Source organism: Pseudodonghicola xiamenensis DSM 18339 (assembly GCF_000429365.1).
Classification (GTDB): Bacteria; Pseudomonadota; Alphaproteobacteria; order Rhodobacterales; family Rhodobacteraceae; genus Pseudodonghicola; species Pseudodonghicola xiamenensis.
Genome location: NZ_AUBS01000016.1, coordinates 50,277 through 66,461 on the forward strand (window position 1 = coordinate 50,277; position 16,185 = coordinate 66,461).

Genomic DNA, 16,185 nt, shown 5'->3' on the forward strand with positions numbered 1-16,185 from the left:
CAGAAACCGCCCTGCTCCCTGCCCGGTGGCAGGGCAAAAGAAACGGCCCGGGAAACCGTCCCCGGGCCGTCTGTTCAAACCGATCGGCAGCGCCGGCTTAGCTGGCGGCCTCGATCAGCACTTTGCCGTATTGCTCGCGCAGGGTGCGTTTGAGCACTTTGCCAGTGGCGTTCAACGGCAGCGCATCGGCGAAGATCACCGTATCGGGGATCTGCCACTTGGCGATCTTGCCGTCATAATAGGCCAGCAGTTCCTCGGCCGTCGGGGTTTCGCCTTCGGCAGCCACCGCGATCAGTACCGGGCGTTCGTCCCATTTCGGATGTTCGACGCCGATCACCGCCGCATTGGCAAGCTTCGGGTGGCCCACCGCAATATTCTCCAGTTCGACCGAGCTGATCCATTCGCCGCCCGATTTGATGATGTCCTTCGACCGGTCGCGAATGGTCATATAGCCATTTGGATCCAGCGTGGAGACATCGCCGGTGGCGAACCAGCCATCATGCAGGATCTCGGTATCTTCCATGCGGAAATAGCTGTCCAGAACCCAATGTCCCTGCACCAGCAGATCGCCCTGCAGCACACCATCCATCGGCAGATCGTGATAATCGTCATCGACGATCTTCAGATCGATCCCAAAGGGCGGACGGCCCTGGTTTTCGCGCAGGCGCTGCTGTTCTTCCGGCGGCAGAGAATGGTGTTTGGCCAGCGGATGGTTGGCCGATCCCAGCGGGCTGAGCTCGGTCATCCCCCAGGCGTGAATGGTGTCGACGCCATAGAGTTCGCGGAATTCCGTGATCATCGACGGCGGGCACGCGGAACCGCCGATCACGGTGCGCTCGAGGCTTTCCAGACGGGAGCCGGATTTCTTGGCATAGGCCAAAAGCCCCAGCCAGATCGTCGGCACGCCCATGGCGCAGGTCACACCATGGTTGTCGATCAGCTTCACCAGCGCCTCGCCATGCAGATCCGGCCCCGGCATCACCATCGCACTGCCCGACATCGCACAGCCATAGGGCGCGCCCCAAGCGTTGACGTGGAACATCGGCACCACCGGCATCACCACGTCAGCCGCGGAATAGCCGATCACGTCGCGCGAATTGGTCGAGAAGCTGTGCAGCATCGTCGAGCGGTGCGAATAGAGCACGCCCTTGGGGTGGCCCGTGGTGCCCGAGGTATAGCACAGGCTGGACGCGGTCAGCTCGTCGAACTCAGGCCAGGTGAAATGCATGTCGCCGGGCGCGATGAAGTCGTCATAGAACTCAAGCCAGTCGTGTTCGGCGGCCAGTTTCTCGTTGCGCGGCCCCATCATCACGATGTGTTCCAGTGTCGGCATCTGGTCGCGCAGGTTCACCGCCAGCGGCAGGAAGGTCTCCTCGATGAACAACACCTTATCTTCGGCGTGGTTGACGATATAGACCAGTTGTTCAGGGAACAGACGCGGGTTGATGGTGTGGCAGACAAAGCCCGCGCCGGAAACGCCATAATAGATTTCCAGGTGCCGGCGGTTGTTCCAGGCGATGGTGGCGACGCGATCCTGCGGATCAAGACCGATCTGGTTCAGAACCGAGCCCAGCTTGCGGGCGTTCATTGCAACCGAGGCCCAGTTGGTATGTTCGACGCCGCCGCCGGTCGTGTTCACCGAAACGATCGGCGTATCCCCGTGATACCGTGCCGCATGTTCGATCAGCGACGAGATCAGCAGGGGTTTGGTCATCATCTGACCCAGCATGGCAGACTCCTCCTTTTAAATCGGATCGGGCGGTTGCCCGTCACATCCATCGTCTCATGAGGAAGAAATCACGGCGATCACGGCCGCTGCAGTCCCCTCCTCCCATATCCGGAGTCCTGCCAAATCACCCGGGGGCTTGGCAATAAGCGACGTACGGGCACAACACCAAGAAAACGCCATTCCTGCCCGCCCGGCGCGCGCCGCCGCCTCCCGCCCGCGGACAACGATGCCGCAACGCAGAAACGCCCTTGCCCCACTGCGGAGGGGCCGCTAGCAAGCCGGCATGACCCTGAGATATCTCACCCCGCTGACCGCCGAGGAGCAATTGGCCCAAGGTCTGAGCGACCCGCAACCGCTGGCGATTGCCGACCGGGTGCGGTTTTCCGAACTGGACACCCAGAATCACGTCAACAACAAGGCCTATATGGACTGGTTCGAACGTGCCCGGGTGGAACATATGTTCAACGTCTGGCGCCCGCTGTTCGACGGGCTGCCCCGGCCCCGGGTGGCCGTGCACAGCGCCACGATCCGCTATGTCAAAGAGATGCTCGAGAACGAATCCTATGTCGTGACCTCGCGCGCCGAGAGCTTTCGCAACAGCTCGATCGTGTTCGATCAACAGATCTGGTCAGGCGACCTGCGCGCCACGCTGAAACTGGTGGCGGTGATGCAGACCCCAGACAGCCATGACCGATATCCCATCCCAGAGGCACTGCGTGCCTATCTGACCGACGTCGAGGGCGCCCGCTTCGAGGGCTGATGCCCGCGCGTGAGGGCTAAGACCGCCGCGGCCTCTCGGGATCCGGCGGCCCGAACCTGAGGCCCGGGGCCCCGCCCGACTGGGCCTTGCCCGCTTCGTCGCGCAGATAGGCGATCAGCGCGGCGGTCGATCCGTCCAGTTCCACATCCCCATGGCCATGTTCCAGAACAGGCCCCAGCGATGTGGCGATCTCCTTGCCCAGTTCGACACCGAACTGATCGAAAGAATTGATACCGAGAATCACCCCCTCTACGAACACCCGATGTTCGTAGAGCGCCACGATCTGGCCCAGCACCCCCGGGGTGAGCAGCGGATAGGCCAGCGTGATCGACGGCCGGTTGCCCGGGAACACCCGGTGGCGCGCCTGGCGCTCCTGCTCGACACCGGTGAAACCGGCCTCGGCGGCCATTGCGCGAGCCTGCCGCAGGCTGCGCCCGATCATCAACGCCTGCGACTGGGCCAGACAATTGGCCACCAGCAGCCGGTGATGATGCGCCAGCTCGGGCTCATGCCCCCTGGCCGCGACCAGGAATTCACAGGGCACCGCCTGCGTGCCCTGATGCAGGAGCTGGAAGAAGGCGTGCTGCCCGTTGGTACCCGGTTCGCCCCAGACGATGGCGCCGGTGGCGCCGCGCACCGGGCGGCCATCCATGCCGACGGATTTGCCGTTCGATTCCATCTCGAGCTGTTGCAGATACGCCGGCAGCCGCGCCAGCCGCTGGTCATAGGGCACCACCACCCGGCTGCGAAAGCCGCAGACCCGGCTGTGCCAGAGCCCGACCAACGCCAGCAAGGCCGGCAGGTTCTCGGCCCAGGGTGCGCTGCGAAAATGGCTATCCATCTGATAGCCGCCGTGCAGGAACTCCCGGAAATGCTCGGGGCCTACCGCCAACATCACAGGCAGACCGATCGGCCCCCAGATCGAAAAGCGGCCACCGACCCAGTCGCTGAAGCCGAAGATATGTTCAAGCGGCACGCCGAATTCCGTGGCCCGCGCCGCATCTGAGGAAATCGCCATGAACTGCTGCGCCGGATCCCCGCCGCCGGCTTGCATCCAGGCCCGGGTGGTGTGCGCATTGGTCATGGTTTCCGATGTCGTGAAGGTCTTGGAGGCGACGTTGACCAAGGTGCGCGTCGGATCCAGCCCCTTGAGCGTATCGAAGATATGCGCCCCGTCGACATTCGACACATAGTGCAGCCGCGGCCCGTCGTGATAGGGCGCCAGTGCCAGTGTCGCCATCACCGGTCCCAGGTCCGACCCGCCAATGCCAATGCTCACAACATCGGTGAAGCTTCCCCCGGTGCCCCGCAGCCGGCCGGAACGCACATCACGCGCGAAAGCCGACATCCGCTCCAGCGAGTCACGCACATCGGGCATCACATCGGCGCCATCGACCAGCACCGGCTCCTCCGAGAAATTGCGCAACGCCGTATGCAAGGCTGCCCGGCCTTCAGTCTCGTTGATCTTGGCCCCGTCGAACATCGCCTCGCGGCGTTCGGCAAGCCCGTTGCGGTCACACAACGCGGTCAGGGCCTCGAGGACCTCGTCGTCGATATGGGTCTTCGAAATATCCAAGCGGAGATCGCAGGCCTGCATGGTGAAACGCTCTGCCCGCGCCGGATCGGCGCCGAAGAGCGCAACCAGGTTGTGCTTCCGCTTGGTCTGCCGAAGGGCCTTCAGGTCCTCCCACATGTTGTAACCTCTTATACTTGAACCTAATCCGCCCAATGGACCGTCGTGTTTTTCAGGACCGCCTGAACCGGCGCCTCTTCTGGAGGCAATGTCATCGCCCTCTCTAGCGCGGCACGTTTGGCTTCACCATAGAGGACGAGGTGTTTCGACAACGCGCCGTTCAGAACCGGCGCGGTCAGGCTGATGCGTGCCTCGGGAACGGTTTCGGGCCGCAACACCACCACCGCCGGCGCGTCTTCTGACAGCGCCAGAGACAGCCACTCGGCGCCAGGGAACAGCGACGCGACATGCAGATCCTCCCCCATCCCCAGCAACAGCACCGACAGCGGCAGCTCCGGCCGGACCCGCGCGATGATTGCGGGCAAGGCCGCCTCAGGGGTTTCCTCCGGTTCCCACAGCGGCAGAAAACCGGCCACGGCCGCCCGCCCGGTGATCAGCCGCGACCGGATCAGCCCGGCGTTCGATCGCGGGTGGTCGGGCGCCACCCAACGTTCGTCAGTGGGCAGCAGATGCACCCGTTCCCACTCCAGATCCGCGGCACAAAGCGCATCGAATATCGGCCCCGGCGTGGTGCCGCCAGGCACCGCGAAGGCAACGGTCTCGGCCACAGTCAAATGCGATTTCAGATCCCCTGCCAACTGGTTGGCCAAATCCATCGCCAGCATTTCACGATCTGGATATTCGAGAAATTTCATGGGTTTATCCCCCGCCATCGGCGTTCGTCGCGCTTCATCAGCAAATCGGCATCCGCCGGCCCCGTGCTGCCGATCACATAGGGTTTGGGCACATCGCCACACGATTGCCAGCCTGCGATCACCGGGTCGGTCCAGGCCCAGGCGGCCTCGACCTCGTCACCGCGCATGAACAGCGTCTGATTGCCCCGGATCACATCCACGATCAACCGTTCGTAGGCATCGGCCGGATCGCGACCGTCCGGCCCCAGCGCCTTTGCAAAGGTCATGTCCAGCGGCACGTCGGTCAACTGGATCCCGCCCGGCCCCGGTTCTTTGATGGTCACCTGCAGAGTAATGCCTTCGTTCGGCTGAAGCCGGATCGACAACACATTGGAATGCTGCCCGGGCTGGGCGCCGAACATCGAATGCGGCGCGTCCTTGAACCGCACGTTGATCACCGAAGATCGCGCAACCAGCCGCTTGCCTGTGCGCAGGTAGAAGGGCGTCCCGGCCCATCGCCAGTTGCTGATATGGGCCTTCAGCCCGATATAGCTTTCTGTCCTGCTACGCGGATTTCCAACCTCGTCACGATACCCCAGACCCAGCTCCGGCCTCTCGGGATCGGCGACATACTGGCCACGGACGATGTGATGCGGCTTCACCGGATCAAGGGCCCGGATCACCTTGAGCTTTTCGTCGCGCACCGCATCGGGATCGTATTTCGCCGGCGGCTCCATCGCGATCAGGCACAGAAGCTGCATCAGGTGGTTCTGCACCATGTCGCGCATCGCGCCGGCACGATCATAATATTCCGCCCTGCCCCCGACGCCGACGGATTCGGCCACGGTGATCTGGATATGATCGACATACTGGCTGTTCCAAAGCGGTTCGAACAGCATATTCCCGAACCGAACCACCATCAGATTCTGGACCGTTTCCTTGCCCAGATAGTGGTCGATCCGGTAAATCACGCTTTCGTCGAAATGGCTGGCCAATGTCGCATTCAATGCCTTGGCACTTTCCAGATCCTGCCCGAAGGGTTTTTCCACCACGATGCGAGTCTGATCCGTCACCATGCCGTATTCACGAATCCGACGGGCCAGATCGGCAAACAGGCTGGGCCCGACCGAGAAATAGAATGCCCTGACCCGATCCAGAACCAGCAAGGCGGCCAGTTCGCCCCAGCCTTCGGCGCTGCGCGCGTCGACCTTTTGATAGACAAGGCACTCAAGAAACCGGTCGAGCATGCCGGGCTCCCGCACGTGTTCGGGCGCGTATTCGGTCACACTTGCGGTCAGCAGATCGCGAAACGCCTGTACGCTCAGATCACTGCGCGCCGCGCCGATGATACGGGCCTCGGCCGGCACCTGGCCGGCACAGAACCGTTTGAACAGCGCCGGCAGAATCTTGCGCCGTGCCAGATCCCCGGTGGCCCCGAAGATCACCAGATCGAAAGGATCGACCGGTCTTGCGCGCGCAATCATTTCTTTCCTCCTGGCGTTCACCCAGTACCATCCTGCCCCCTCCTAGCACATTCCCCGGGCTGCGGGAGAGCGGTTCGGCATTAAGGCTGTTTTTTGCGCGACTTTACGTCTCGGCGTCACTCAGGCTAGAACAAACTTGCCGGTTGTGAAGGAAAAGACAGCCATGAAAGACAGTTCCGCCGCCAATATTGGTAAATTTACCGACCCGGCCAAAACCGCGACCGGCCAGGAGCGTGCCTCGGTCCGGCTGAACCGCCTTGAGACGCTCTGGTTCAATACCGGCACCCTGTGCAACATCACCTGCGCCAATTGCTATATCAACAGCAGCCCCACCAATGACGCGCTGGTCTATATCTCCGCGCGGGAGGTGTCGGGGTTTCTCGATCAACTGGCGTCCGGCGAAGCGCGCCGGTGTGAAATCGGCTTCACCGGGGGTGAACCTTTCATGAACCCGCAGATGATCGCGCTGGCCGAGACCGCATTGACCCGCGGCCATCAGGTGCTGATCCTCACCAATGCCATGCAACCGATGATGCGGCCGAAGGTGAAGGCGGGGCTTGTCGATCTAGCGGCGCGCTTTGGCGACCGGCTGACGCTGCGCGTCTCTCTCGATCACCATGGGGCGGCGCGCCACGACGCCGAGCGCGGCTCTGGCAGTTTCGAACGCACCCTCAAGGGCATGGACTGGCTGACCGCGCAGGGCATCCGGATGACCGTCGCAGGCCGCAGTCTCTGGCACGAGGACGCCGCCACGGCCCGCGCCGGATATGCCGCCCTATTCGCCGCGCGCGGCTATGACATCGACGCTTTCGACCCCGGCCAGACGCTGCTGTTTCCCGAAATGGACCTGAACGTCGAAGTGCCAGAAATAACCACCGCCTGCTGGGATATCCTGAAGAAATCGCCCGACACGGTGATGTGTGCCTCGTCCCGGATGGTGGTGAAACGCCGCGGCGCCCGCCTCCCCACGGTGGTGGCCTGCACCCTGCTGCCTTATGATCCGCAATTCGATCTGGGCGAAACTCTCGCGGCCGCCGATCGCCCTGTGGCACTGAACCACCCGCATTGCGCGAAATTCTGCGTTCTCGGCGGAGCGAGCTGTTCCGCCTGAGCCCCTGCGAATACCCTGTGTCGCCACGGTGGTAGTGCGGCGTCAGTGCAGGGTGAATTCCCCCACCACATTGCGCCATTCGCCCGGACCGATCAGCTTTCGATGAGTGAAGCGCACGGAATGCAGCGGTCCGTCGATCTCTTTCTGCCAGAAGTCGACGAATTGGAACAATCGCGGATGATCGGGTGCCAGATCGTACTCCTGCCACAGAAAGCTGTTCAGGACATGGATGTAGTCGGGCATGCGATAAAAGAATTCCGCCGTCGTCAGCCCATATCCTTTCAGAAGCAGTTCGGTTTCGCTCATCCCCCGGGGCTCTGTCATTCTCCGGCCTCCTTGTCCGTTGATGCTGCCTTGCCCGATCATGATCGTCAAAAAATCAAAGTTTTCAATCAAAACAGCATGTTGGCAGAGGAGTTCAGTGGCTGCCAATGGATCGCAGAATGGGCCATTGCACCCTATATGCCGGGTCTGATAAGGTGTTCCCACAAGATATAGAACCTGCACAAGAAACGGGCACGAGCTTTGAGCGATACGCCGGAATCCCCTGAAAACACGGACGAAATGCCGCCCGAACGCCCCGCCTACGAGGGGCCGACCGTTACCATCGAGTCCGAAATGCGCACGTCCTATCTGGACTATGCCATGTCGGTCATCGTCAGCCGCGCGATCCCCGATCTGCGCGACGGGCTGAAGCCGGTGCACCGCCGCATCCTTTTCGCGATGCACGAGACCGGCAACACCCATGACAAGCCCTATCGCAAATCGGCGCGCCCCGTGGGCGACACCATGGGGAAATACCACCCCCATGGCGATGCCTCGATCTATGACGCTCTGGTGCGGATGGCGCAGGACTTCTCGATGTCGCTGCCGCTGCTGGACGGTCAGGGCAACTTCGGCTCGATGGACGGCGACAGCCCGGCGGCCATGCGGTATACCGAGGTCCGGATGGACAAGCCGGCCGCCTTCATGCTGGCCGACATCGAAAAGGAAACCGTCGATTTCCAGGACAACTATGACGGCAAGGACCGTGAACCGACGGTGTTGCCGGCGCGGTTCCCGAACATGCTGGTCAATGGTGCCGGCGGTATCGCTGTCGGCATGGCAACCAACATTCCGCCGCACAACCTGGGCGAGGTCGTCGATGCCACCCTGGCGCTGATCCAGGACCCGGATCTGACCAGCGAACAGCTGATCCAATATGTCCCCGGCCCTGACTTTCCCACCGGGGGGCTGATGCTGGGCCGCTCCGGCGCACGCAAGGCCTATCTCGAGGGCCGTGGCAGCGTCATCATCCGTGCCAAGACCCGGATCGAGGAACTGCGCAAGGATCGTTACGCCATCATCGTCGAAGAGATCCCCTATCAGGTCAATAAGGCGACGATGATCGAGAAGATCGCCGAACAGGTTCGCGAAAAGCGGATCGAAGGCGTTGCCCATGTGCAGGACGAATCCGACCGCAACGGCGTGCGGGTGGTCATCGAGCTGAAGCGCGACGCCACCGCAGAGGTGGTGCTGAACCAGCTCTATCGCTTCACGCCGATGCAGACCTCCTTTGGCTGCAACATGCTGGCGCTGAATGGAGGCCGGCCGGAAACCCTGACCCTGCGCCGCTTCCTCACCTCCTTCCTCGACTTCCGGGAAGAGGTGGTGATCCGCCGCACCGCCTTCGATCTGCGCAAGGCCCGCGATCGCAGCCATATCCTTTGCGGTCTGGCCGTCGCGGTGTCGAATGTCGACGAGGTGGTGGCGACGATCCGCAGTTCCGCCGATGCGGCTGAGGCGCGGAAACGGCTAATGGAACGGCGCTGGCCGGCGCATGAGATCGCCGGTTATATCCGGCTGATCGACGATCCGTCCCATACGATGAATGAGGACGGCACTTATAACCTGTCCGAACTTCAGGCCCGCGCCATTCTCGAACTGCGGCTGCAGCGCCTCACGCAACTCGGCGTGAAAGAGGTCACCGACGAGCTGGAAGAGCTCGCCGCCAAGATCAAGGATTACCTCGACATCCTCAGCTCGCGCGAGCGGATCCTCGAGATCATCTCGAACGAGCTGATCGAGGTGAAGGATCAATTCGCCGTGCCGCGCCGGACCGAGATCACCGAATGGGCCGGTGACATGGACGACGAGGATCTGATCGAACGCGAGGATATGGTCGTCACCGTCACCTCGGGCGGCTATATCAAGCGCACCCCGCTGGTCGATTTCCGCGCCCAGAAGCGCGGCGGCAAGGGCCTGTCCGGCATGTCGACCAAGGACGAGGATGTGGTGACCACCCTCTTCGTCGCCAATACCCATACCGCGCTTTTGTTCTTCACCACCGATGGCATGGTCTATCAGCTCAAATGCTGGCGCCTGCCCGCGGGCGGACGCACCTCCAAGGGCAAGGCGATCGTCAACATCCTGCCGATCCCGCAGGGCGTGTCGATTGCTGCCATCATGCCAGTCGATCGCCCGGAAGAGGAATGGGCCGATCTGCAGGTGGTCTTCGCCACCGATGCCGGCACCGTGCGCCGCAACCGGCTGTCGGACTTCACCAACATCATGCGCAACGGCAAGATCGCGATGAAGTTCGAGGACGAGCATGAGGGCACGCAACTGATCAACGCCCGCATCTGTTCGGACGATGACGATGTGATGCTGGTCACCGATTCAGGCCGCGCCATCCGCTTCCCGGCCACCGATGTGCGGGTGTTCAACAGCCGCAATTCGGTCGGCGTGCGTGGGATCAGGCTGCAGAATGGCGACAAGGTCGTATCGATGTCGGTAATCCGCCACTTCGAGGCGGATTCCGACGAACGCGCCGCCTATCTCAAGATGCGCCGCGCCGTGGCCGGCCTGGCCGATGACGCCGAGGCCAGCGAGGACGAGGCGATCAACGAAAACGCCACCATCAGCCAGGACCGCTATGCCGAGATGTCGGCGGCCGAGAACCTGATCCTGACCATCACCGCCCGCGGTCTGGGCAAGATCAGCTCGTCGCAGGATTACCCGGTGCGCGGCCGTGGCGGCCAGGGCGTCACCGCCTGGGAGAAGACCATGCGCGGCGGCCCCATCGTCGCCTCCTTCCCGGTGGAGACGGACGACCAGATCATGCTGGCCACCTCGACCGGCCAGTCAATCCGGGTGCCGGTCGAAGGCATCTCCTTCCGCTCGCGCAGCGCCGGCGGCGTCAAGGTGTTCAACACCGGTGGCGGCGAGGAAGTCGTCAGCGTCGCCCGCATCGCCGATCAAGGGGACGAGGACGAGGGTGAGGCGGAAAGCTGAGCCGTTCGAGGGTTTGGGAATTGGAAGAGGCGGGCCTTTGGGTCCGCCTTTTTTGTTGGGGGGAAGGTTGTGCGTTCTGGCGGAGAATGGGGACGCCTTGGCTAGGCCGCTATTCGCTGGGCTTGGCGCGGCTGTTACAACGGGCGGGGAGCGGAAGTTCGCCGCACTCGGGAGGAAAGTCCGCAATACGAAGGGGAACATTCAAAAAGGCGTACCGATTGGTTGAGCCAAAGCATTGATCCGACCTACAAGCTCGCTGCGGCCTTGCGACAAGAGATGGGTGATCGCGTCAACGAAGCTATTATGTCAAGAAAAGACACCAGTTATTCAAGCAACTCATCGAAGGCATCAGCTACTGAATCAGCCTTATCGCGCCGAACATCCTTCTTATGCTGAGCGAGCAGTTTTGCCGACATGGCCCTACACCATTTTGGGCTCTTGAGATCGCTTTTGTAGTCGAAGTAATCGTCTTCTTCCGGCGCAAGCTCAGCATTCAGATCAATCGCAGCATTCCGAGCCAAGATCGCAAAGCCTGCGGCAAGCTCATCAAGTTGGTCGTTCTTTGAGAACTCATCCAGTGATTTTAGGATGTGCGCACCCTCCGAGCTATCCTTAATGATTTGGATCACAGCAAAGAAAATAAAATATTTTGTAAGGGCGTAATTTGCGAACGGTTTATTTTCCAGCTCGTCCAAGACTGTAGGTATCTCCTGGAAACATTCCCATAGTGCAAGAATTCTTGCACCTGTAACGCCTGGTCGACCGAAGATTTCGGAATGGAGGTCGTCCATGACTTTGTATTTTTGATGGCAACTCCAAGGCTGCTCAAGATCCGCAGCCAGCAACACCAAGCCAGCAGCTTCGTTAGAAATAATTTCCTTCCCTTTATTGCTCTCGCCTTGCTTTATCTCATACGCAAAATTGCCATCACTTACTTTGCTAACTTCAGCTTTGAGACGTTGCTGCAAGTTGTGGTTGGACTTCATATCGCGAGCCTTGATCGCGTTCTGGTTATTGCTGTTGCGTGTGATTTTCTGGGATAGGGAAACGTCGCCTTTGACCTCTATGAGTTTGACAAGAATTTTCAGATCATCAGTGATTTTAGCTCGCTCGGAGAGCAATGAGGTAAGACTTTGTGCGCCGTTAACTACCACATAGTCTTCGACTGAAATGGTTTGGTCACTTTCTTCGAGTATCTCTCGGCAGAGAACATTTATTCCATTGTGATACAATGGAAAGTTTCCGTGCTCTTTCTTTTCGCGAATGCTTGCCTTGATGCTCTTGTTAACCTTTGTGTTCCCCAAGGACAATCGGACGTTTTGCTCGAAAAGGGCGCCGTCGGAAATTCCCTTCATTTTTGTGAGGTTCAAGGCAGATGCGAGAAAAATTCGGGCGGAAGCGCCTCCAGCGTCATACTCGATGACATCGCTATCGGAAACGTCGAAATCAAACCTTTCGGAGATGCCACCGTCGACATCCAAATCGACATAATCCGCGGCAATCTCTGTAGCGTCATGCAGATCGATAACCTCGGCTTTTTCAATGTAGTTGTAAGCATCGTCATTCGCCGGAACGTTGGTGATAAAGACACCTTGCACATCATAGCCGGCGGCAACCTTCTCGGACACCTCATTTCTGGTTATCGCTTGCCTAAGTCGCTCATTTTTTGTTTCCTTTTCGAGTTCCTCAATTTTCTCCGCACTACCAAATTGAACCAGCGTCCCGTAAAAATCCTTTAGCTCAGTATCTCCAAGTTCAGCCTTGTCACTCGTTTTTGTCTTGGCCTGTATTACATAGACAACTTCGGAAACATCATCGACGTAAATTGCATCCACGCCTTTGTCGTGTTTCGCGTCAACGCAAGCATCATCGGCTGCAAATTCATCGAGCCTAAAAATGTTCTCAAGAAACCACTTTAGGAATCTCTTCGAAAAATCAGACGCACGCCCAGAGTAGTGCTTTTCCAGGACGTTAGAGAATTCAGAGTGCCTGAGGTCTTTTGCTTCCATATCTCTTGCGTCCTGGCCTGCTTGGCGGGGTGCCATGTTATCTTTGGATTTCGTCACCATAGAAGATAGCGCCGCGAAGGTCGACAACCGTCTCATCGTCATCCCGTGGCGATGTTTTGCGACTGGAGTTCGCCGCGATCGAACTATCGTGTTGGCCATGTGCAAGGGGACGACTGTTGCAAGACTGACCATTGGGAGAGGTCTGAAGGTGTAGACAGAGCAGTCGGCCGAAAAGCCGCCGTTGCGCATCACAGCAACGAAAGGCGGCTCTGGGCCGTTGCATTCGCCCCCGCCCCCCCAAACACAAAAGGCGGGTCACTGACCCGCCCCTTGTGTCTCTCGCTGTCCCCGCTCAAAGCCCGTAGAGCGCGCCGAATTTGGACTCCAGATACTCCATCAGCGGCGCCTCGGTGGGCGCGGCGCCGGTGGCGCGGGTGATTACCTCGCGCGGGGCGTAGCGGGCGCCGTGGCGTTGCAGGTTGTCCTTCAGCCAGCCGGTGGCGCCGGAGGTGTCACCCACCGCCAGTTGCGCGTCGAGGTCGGGCAGCGCCTGGCGCAGCGCCGCGTGCAGGCAGCCGGCATAGACGTTCCCCAGCGCATAGGTCGGGAAATAGCCGAACAGCCCGACCGACCAATGCACATCCTGCAGCACCCCGTTCGAGGGCTTGTCGACCGCGGTGCCGAAATCGGCCAGGAAGCGATCGTTCCACGCCGCCTCGAGATCGCCGACCTGCAGATCATTCGCCATCAGCGCGCGTTCCAGATCGAAGCGCAGCATGATGTGGAGGTTATATTGCACCTCATCCGCCTCGGTGCGGATAAAGCCCGGATGCACCCGGTTGGCGGCGGCGTAGAAGGCATCTGCATCCGGGACGCCGATATCGCCATAGGCCTCTCCCATGCGGTCGAAAAGCCAGCCGGTGAAGGCGCGCGAGCGGCCAAGCTGGTTTTCGAAAATCCGGCTCTGGCTTTCGTGCACCCCCATCGAGACGCCGCGCCCCAAGGGCGTCAGCAGATAGGCCAGATCGACATTCTGTTCGTAACAGGCATGGCCTGTCTCGTGGATGGTGGAATAGACGCAGTTGAACGGGTCATCCTCATCGGTGCGGGTGGTGATCCGCACATCGTTGCCCGAACCCGAGCTGAACGGGTGCACCGCCTTGTCGATCCGCCCGCGCGTCATGTCGTACCCGAAGACCTCGGCCAGTTCGCGGGTCATCCGCATCTGGGTTTCGGCCGGGTAATAGCCGCTCAGCGCAGCCGGTGCCGGTTTCTCGAGGATGGCCGACCGCAGCGCCACCAGACGCGGGCGCATGGCATCGAAGGTCGCCGCGATCTCGGCCGCGCTGGTGCCGGGCTCATAATCCTCCAGCATGGCGTCATAGAGGGACCCGCCCGCGGCCAGCGCCGCGCCCTCCTCGCGCTTCAGCGCGACGACCTCTTGCAGGACCGGCAGGAAGGCGGCGATATCCTCGGCCGCCCGTGCCGCCGCCCATTTGCCCTGGGCAACAGAAGTGACCTGCGCCAGCTTGGTGGCGAGGGCGGCGGGGATCTTCATCGTGCGGTCATAGACGCGGCGGATCTCGCGCAGCTGCGCGGCGCCGACCTCATCCGGCGCCTCGGCCACCTCCAGCCACTCGCCAACGCGCGGATCGGTGCGGCGGGCGTGGAGGACGGATTCGATCGCCGCCATCTCCTCGCCCCGCTGATCGGCGGCACCGCGCGGCATCACAGTCTCCTGATCCCAGCCAAGCCGGCCTGCGATCTCTCCCAAAGCGATGGTGTCGCGGGTGAAGGCCAACAGATCGTCATAGGCGGTCATTTCACATCTCCCCGAACGGATTGGACACGCGGATAGGCGGACAGGAACCGCGCCCGCAGGATCAGCACCCAGACCAGCACGGCGACAAGCTGATGCGTGATCGCGGCATGGAGCGGCGCGGCATAGATCACCGTCATGATGCCCAGGCCGACCTGGACCAGCAGCGCCGCCATCGCCGCGTTGAAGGCAAACCGCGTGGCGCCATGGGCCGAGCGGCGCCCCTTGAGCCAGACCGCAATCCCGAAAAGGAACAGGAAATAGCCCCAGCAGCGGTGGATGAACTGCACCAGCCCGGGGTTTTCAAAGAAATTGCGCCACAGCGGTTCGATCATGAAGGGCTTGGGCGGCAACACCTGCCCGCCCATCAGCGGCCAGTCGGTATAGGACCGCCCGGCGTCGATCCCCGCAACCAGCGCGCCCAACAGGATCTGCACGAAGGCGATATGCAGCCAGCCGGTCGACAGGCTGAATAGCTTGGCCTCGCGCAGCCGCCGCGCCTGCATCAGGTCGCGCTCCTCCCGCCCAAGCTGGAAGATGTCCCAGGCCAGAACGCCCAGAATGATGAAGGCCAGCCCCAGATGGGTCGCCAGCCGATAGGAGACGACCGAGGTCATCCCCTCGCCCTGGGTCACACCGGAGGAGACCATCCACCAGCCGATCGCCCCCTGCAGCCCGCCAAGCGCGCCCGGGATGATCAGCTTAACGGCCCAGCCGCGCGGGATCTGCCGGGCGACCAGAAAGCCGAAGAACCCCAGCGCCCAGACCAGCCCGATCAGCCGGCCCAGTTGCCGATGGCTCCATTCCCACCAATAGATTTCCTTGAAATCGGACAGTTGCATCCATTGGTTCTCGATGCGCCACTGGTCGATCTGCTTGTATTTGTCGAATTCGGCTTGCCAGTCGACTTCGGTCATTGGCGGGATCGCCCCGGTGACCGGGCGCCATTCGGTGATGCTGAGCCCGCTATCGGTCAACCGGGTCAGCCCGCCCACCGCGATCATCGCCACCACAAGGACGAAGATCACCGCCAGCCACGCCCGGATGCCCCGGCGCGCGCCGCGCCGGCCACGGTCGATGGCCCCGGTCTCGGCCGGGGTTGCCGGGCTGCTGCCTTCGCCCACCTCTTCGAAAATAGAGCGTTTGGTCGCCATGAGATCGCCCAATCCTGCTGTCTTGCTTGCGTCTGCCCCCATGTAAACCGCGCGACACCGCAGGACAATGCGTCTTGCCCGGAACGAGGTTGAGCATGATCGGGCCCGGAGAGGAAAACCCGCGACGGAATTCCCTGCCCCGGACGTTCAACTGACAATATCGCGCAAACCACTCACGACGGAGTTTCAAATGTTGCGTTCCCTGATTGCGCCCCATCCCCGAACGCCGCATCCGCTGCCGGGTCGAGGGGCACGGCAAAGCAGCGGGCGAAACGGGATAGAGAGCTTGCCGTGATGCCACCTCGGGAACTCGGGGCAAAATCCGCATCGCAAAAGAGCTGCCGTGCCGACTGCCTCACAGCTATATGGTGGTTAAAGCCCCGGGATGGGGCCGCCGCACCGGTGCCGGCCCCTGCCGCCACGTCCCCTGACGACGATCAGCCCCACCCGCGCCCATAAGCGGGGCGCAGCCGATCCGC

Annotated in this window: 11 protein-coding genes; 3 read left to right on the plus strand and 8 right to left on the minus strand. The window is 61.4% G+C overall.

Going from position 1 to position 16,185, the window contains the following annotated elements:
• Positions 1 to 97: 97 nt before the first annotated feature.
• The gene (locus G455_RS0113960) at positions 98 to 1,729 is read right to left on the minus strand and encodes a long-chain-fatty-acid--CoA ligase (RefSeq protein ID WP_028094269.1); all 1,632 of its coding nucleotides are present in this window, start codon (positions 1,727 to 1,729) and stop codon (positions 98 to 100) included.
• A 283-nt stretch (positions 1,730 to 2,012) separates the two neighbouring features.
• On the opposite strand from G455_RS0113960, the gene G455_RS0113965 reads away from it, so the two are divergent.
• Positions 2,013 to 2,489, plus strand: a complete 477-nt coding sequence (locus G455_RS0113965) for an acyl-CoA thioesterase (RefSeq protein WP_028094270.1) — start codon at positions 2,013 to 2,015, stop codon at positions 2,487 to 2,489.
• 16 nt (positions 2,490 to 2,505) lie between these two features.
• Here the strand turns inward: G455_RS0113965 and pgi are convergent, their stop codons facing one another.
• The 3 genes from pgi to zwf are packed head-to-tail and all read right to left on the minus strand — an operon-like array spanning position 2,506 to position 6,340.
• Positions 2,506 to 4,182, minus strand: coding sequence for a glucose-6-phosphate isomerase (pgi, locus tag G455_RS24155; protein ID WP_084437076.1), 1,677 nt, complete (start codon positions 4,180 to 4,182; stop codon positions 2,506 to 2,508).
• A gap of 23 nt (positions 4,183 to 4,205) precedes the next feature.
• Positions 4,206 to 4,877 (minus strand): 6-phosphogluconolactonase, encoded by a 672-nt coding sequence (gene pgl / locus G455_RS0113975; protein ID WP_028094271.1) that lies wholly within the window; start codon positions 4,875 to 4,877, stop codon positions 4,206 to 4,208.
• Positions 4,874 to 6,340, minus strand: coding sequence for a glucose-6-phosphate dehydrogenase (gene zwf, locus G455_RS0113980; RefSeq protein ID WP_028094272.1), 1,467 nt, complete (start codon positions 6,338 to 6,340; stop codon positions 4,874 to 4,876). The genes pgl and zwf overlap by 4 nt, the downstream gene beginning before the upstream one ends.
• A 163-nt stretch (positions 6,341 to 6,503) precedes the next feature.
• On the opposite strand from zwf, the gene G455_RS0113985 reads away from it, so the two are divergent.
• Positions 6,504 to 7,451 (plus strand): radical SAM protein, encoded by a 948-nt coding sequence (locus tag G455_RS0113985; protein WP_028094273.1) that lies wholly within the window; start codon positions 6,504 to 6,506, stop codon positions 7,449 to 7,451.
• A gap of 42 nt (positions 7,452 to 7,493) precedes the next feature.
• On the opposite strand, the gene G455_RS0113990 is transcribed toward G455_RS0113985, so the two are convergent.
• Positions 7,494 to 7,775 (minus strand): usg protein, encoded by a 282-nt coding sequence (locus G455_RS0113990; protein WP_028094274.1) that lies wholly within the window; start codon positions 7,773 to 7,775, stop codon positions 7,494 to 7,496.
• 240 nt (positions 7,776 to 8,015) lie between these two features.
• Between G455_RS0113990 and gyrA the strand changes: the two genes are divergently transcribed.
• Positions 8,016 to 10,724, plus strand: coding sequence for a DNA gyrase subunit A (gene gyrA / locus G455_RS0113995; RefSeq protein ID WP_240474629.1), 2,709 nt, complete (start codon positions 8,016 to 8,018; stop codon positions 10,722 to 10,724).
• 323 nt (positions 10,725 to 11,047) lie between these two features.
• On the opposite strand, the gene G455_RS0114000 is transcribed toward gyrA, so the two are convergent.
• The 3 genes from G455_RS0114000 to ctaA form a co-directional block, all read right to left on the minus strand.
• Positions 11,048 to 12,925, minus strand: coding sequence for an AIPR family protein (locus tag G455_RS0114000; RefSeq protein WP_161629396.1), 1,878 nt, complete (start codon positions 12,923 to 12,925; stop codon positions 11,048 to 11,050).
• A 160-nt stretch (positions 12,926 to 13,085) separates the two neighbouring features.
• A complete protein-coding gene (locus tag G455_RS0114005) occupies positions 13,086 to 14,555 on the minus strand; it encodes a carboxypeptidase M32 (protein WP_028094277.1) in 1,470 nt (489 codons plus the stop codon).
• A complete protein-coding gene (ctaA, locus tag G455_RS0114010; protein WP_028094278.1) occupies positions 14,552 to 15,706 on the minus strand; it encodes a heme A synthase in 1,155 nt (384 codons plus the stop codon). Before ctaA ends, G455_RS0114005 begins: the two co-directional genes overlap by 4 nt.
• Positions 15,707 to 16,185 lie beyond the last annotated feature (479 nt).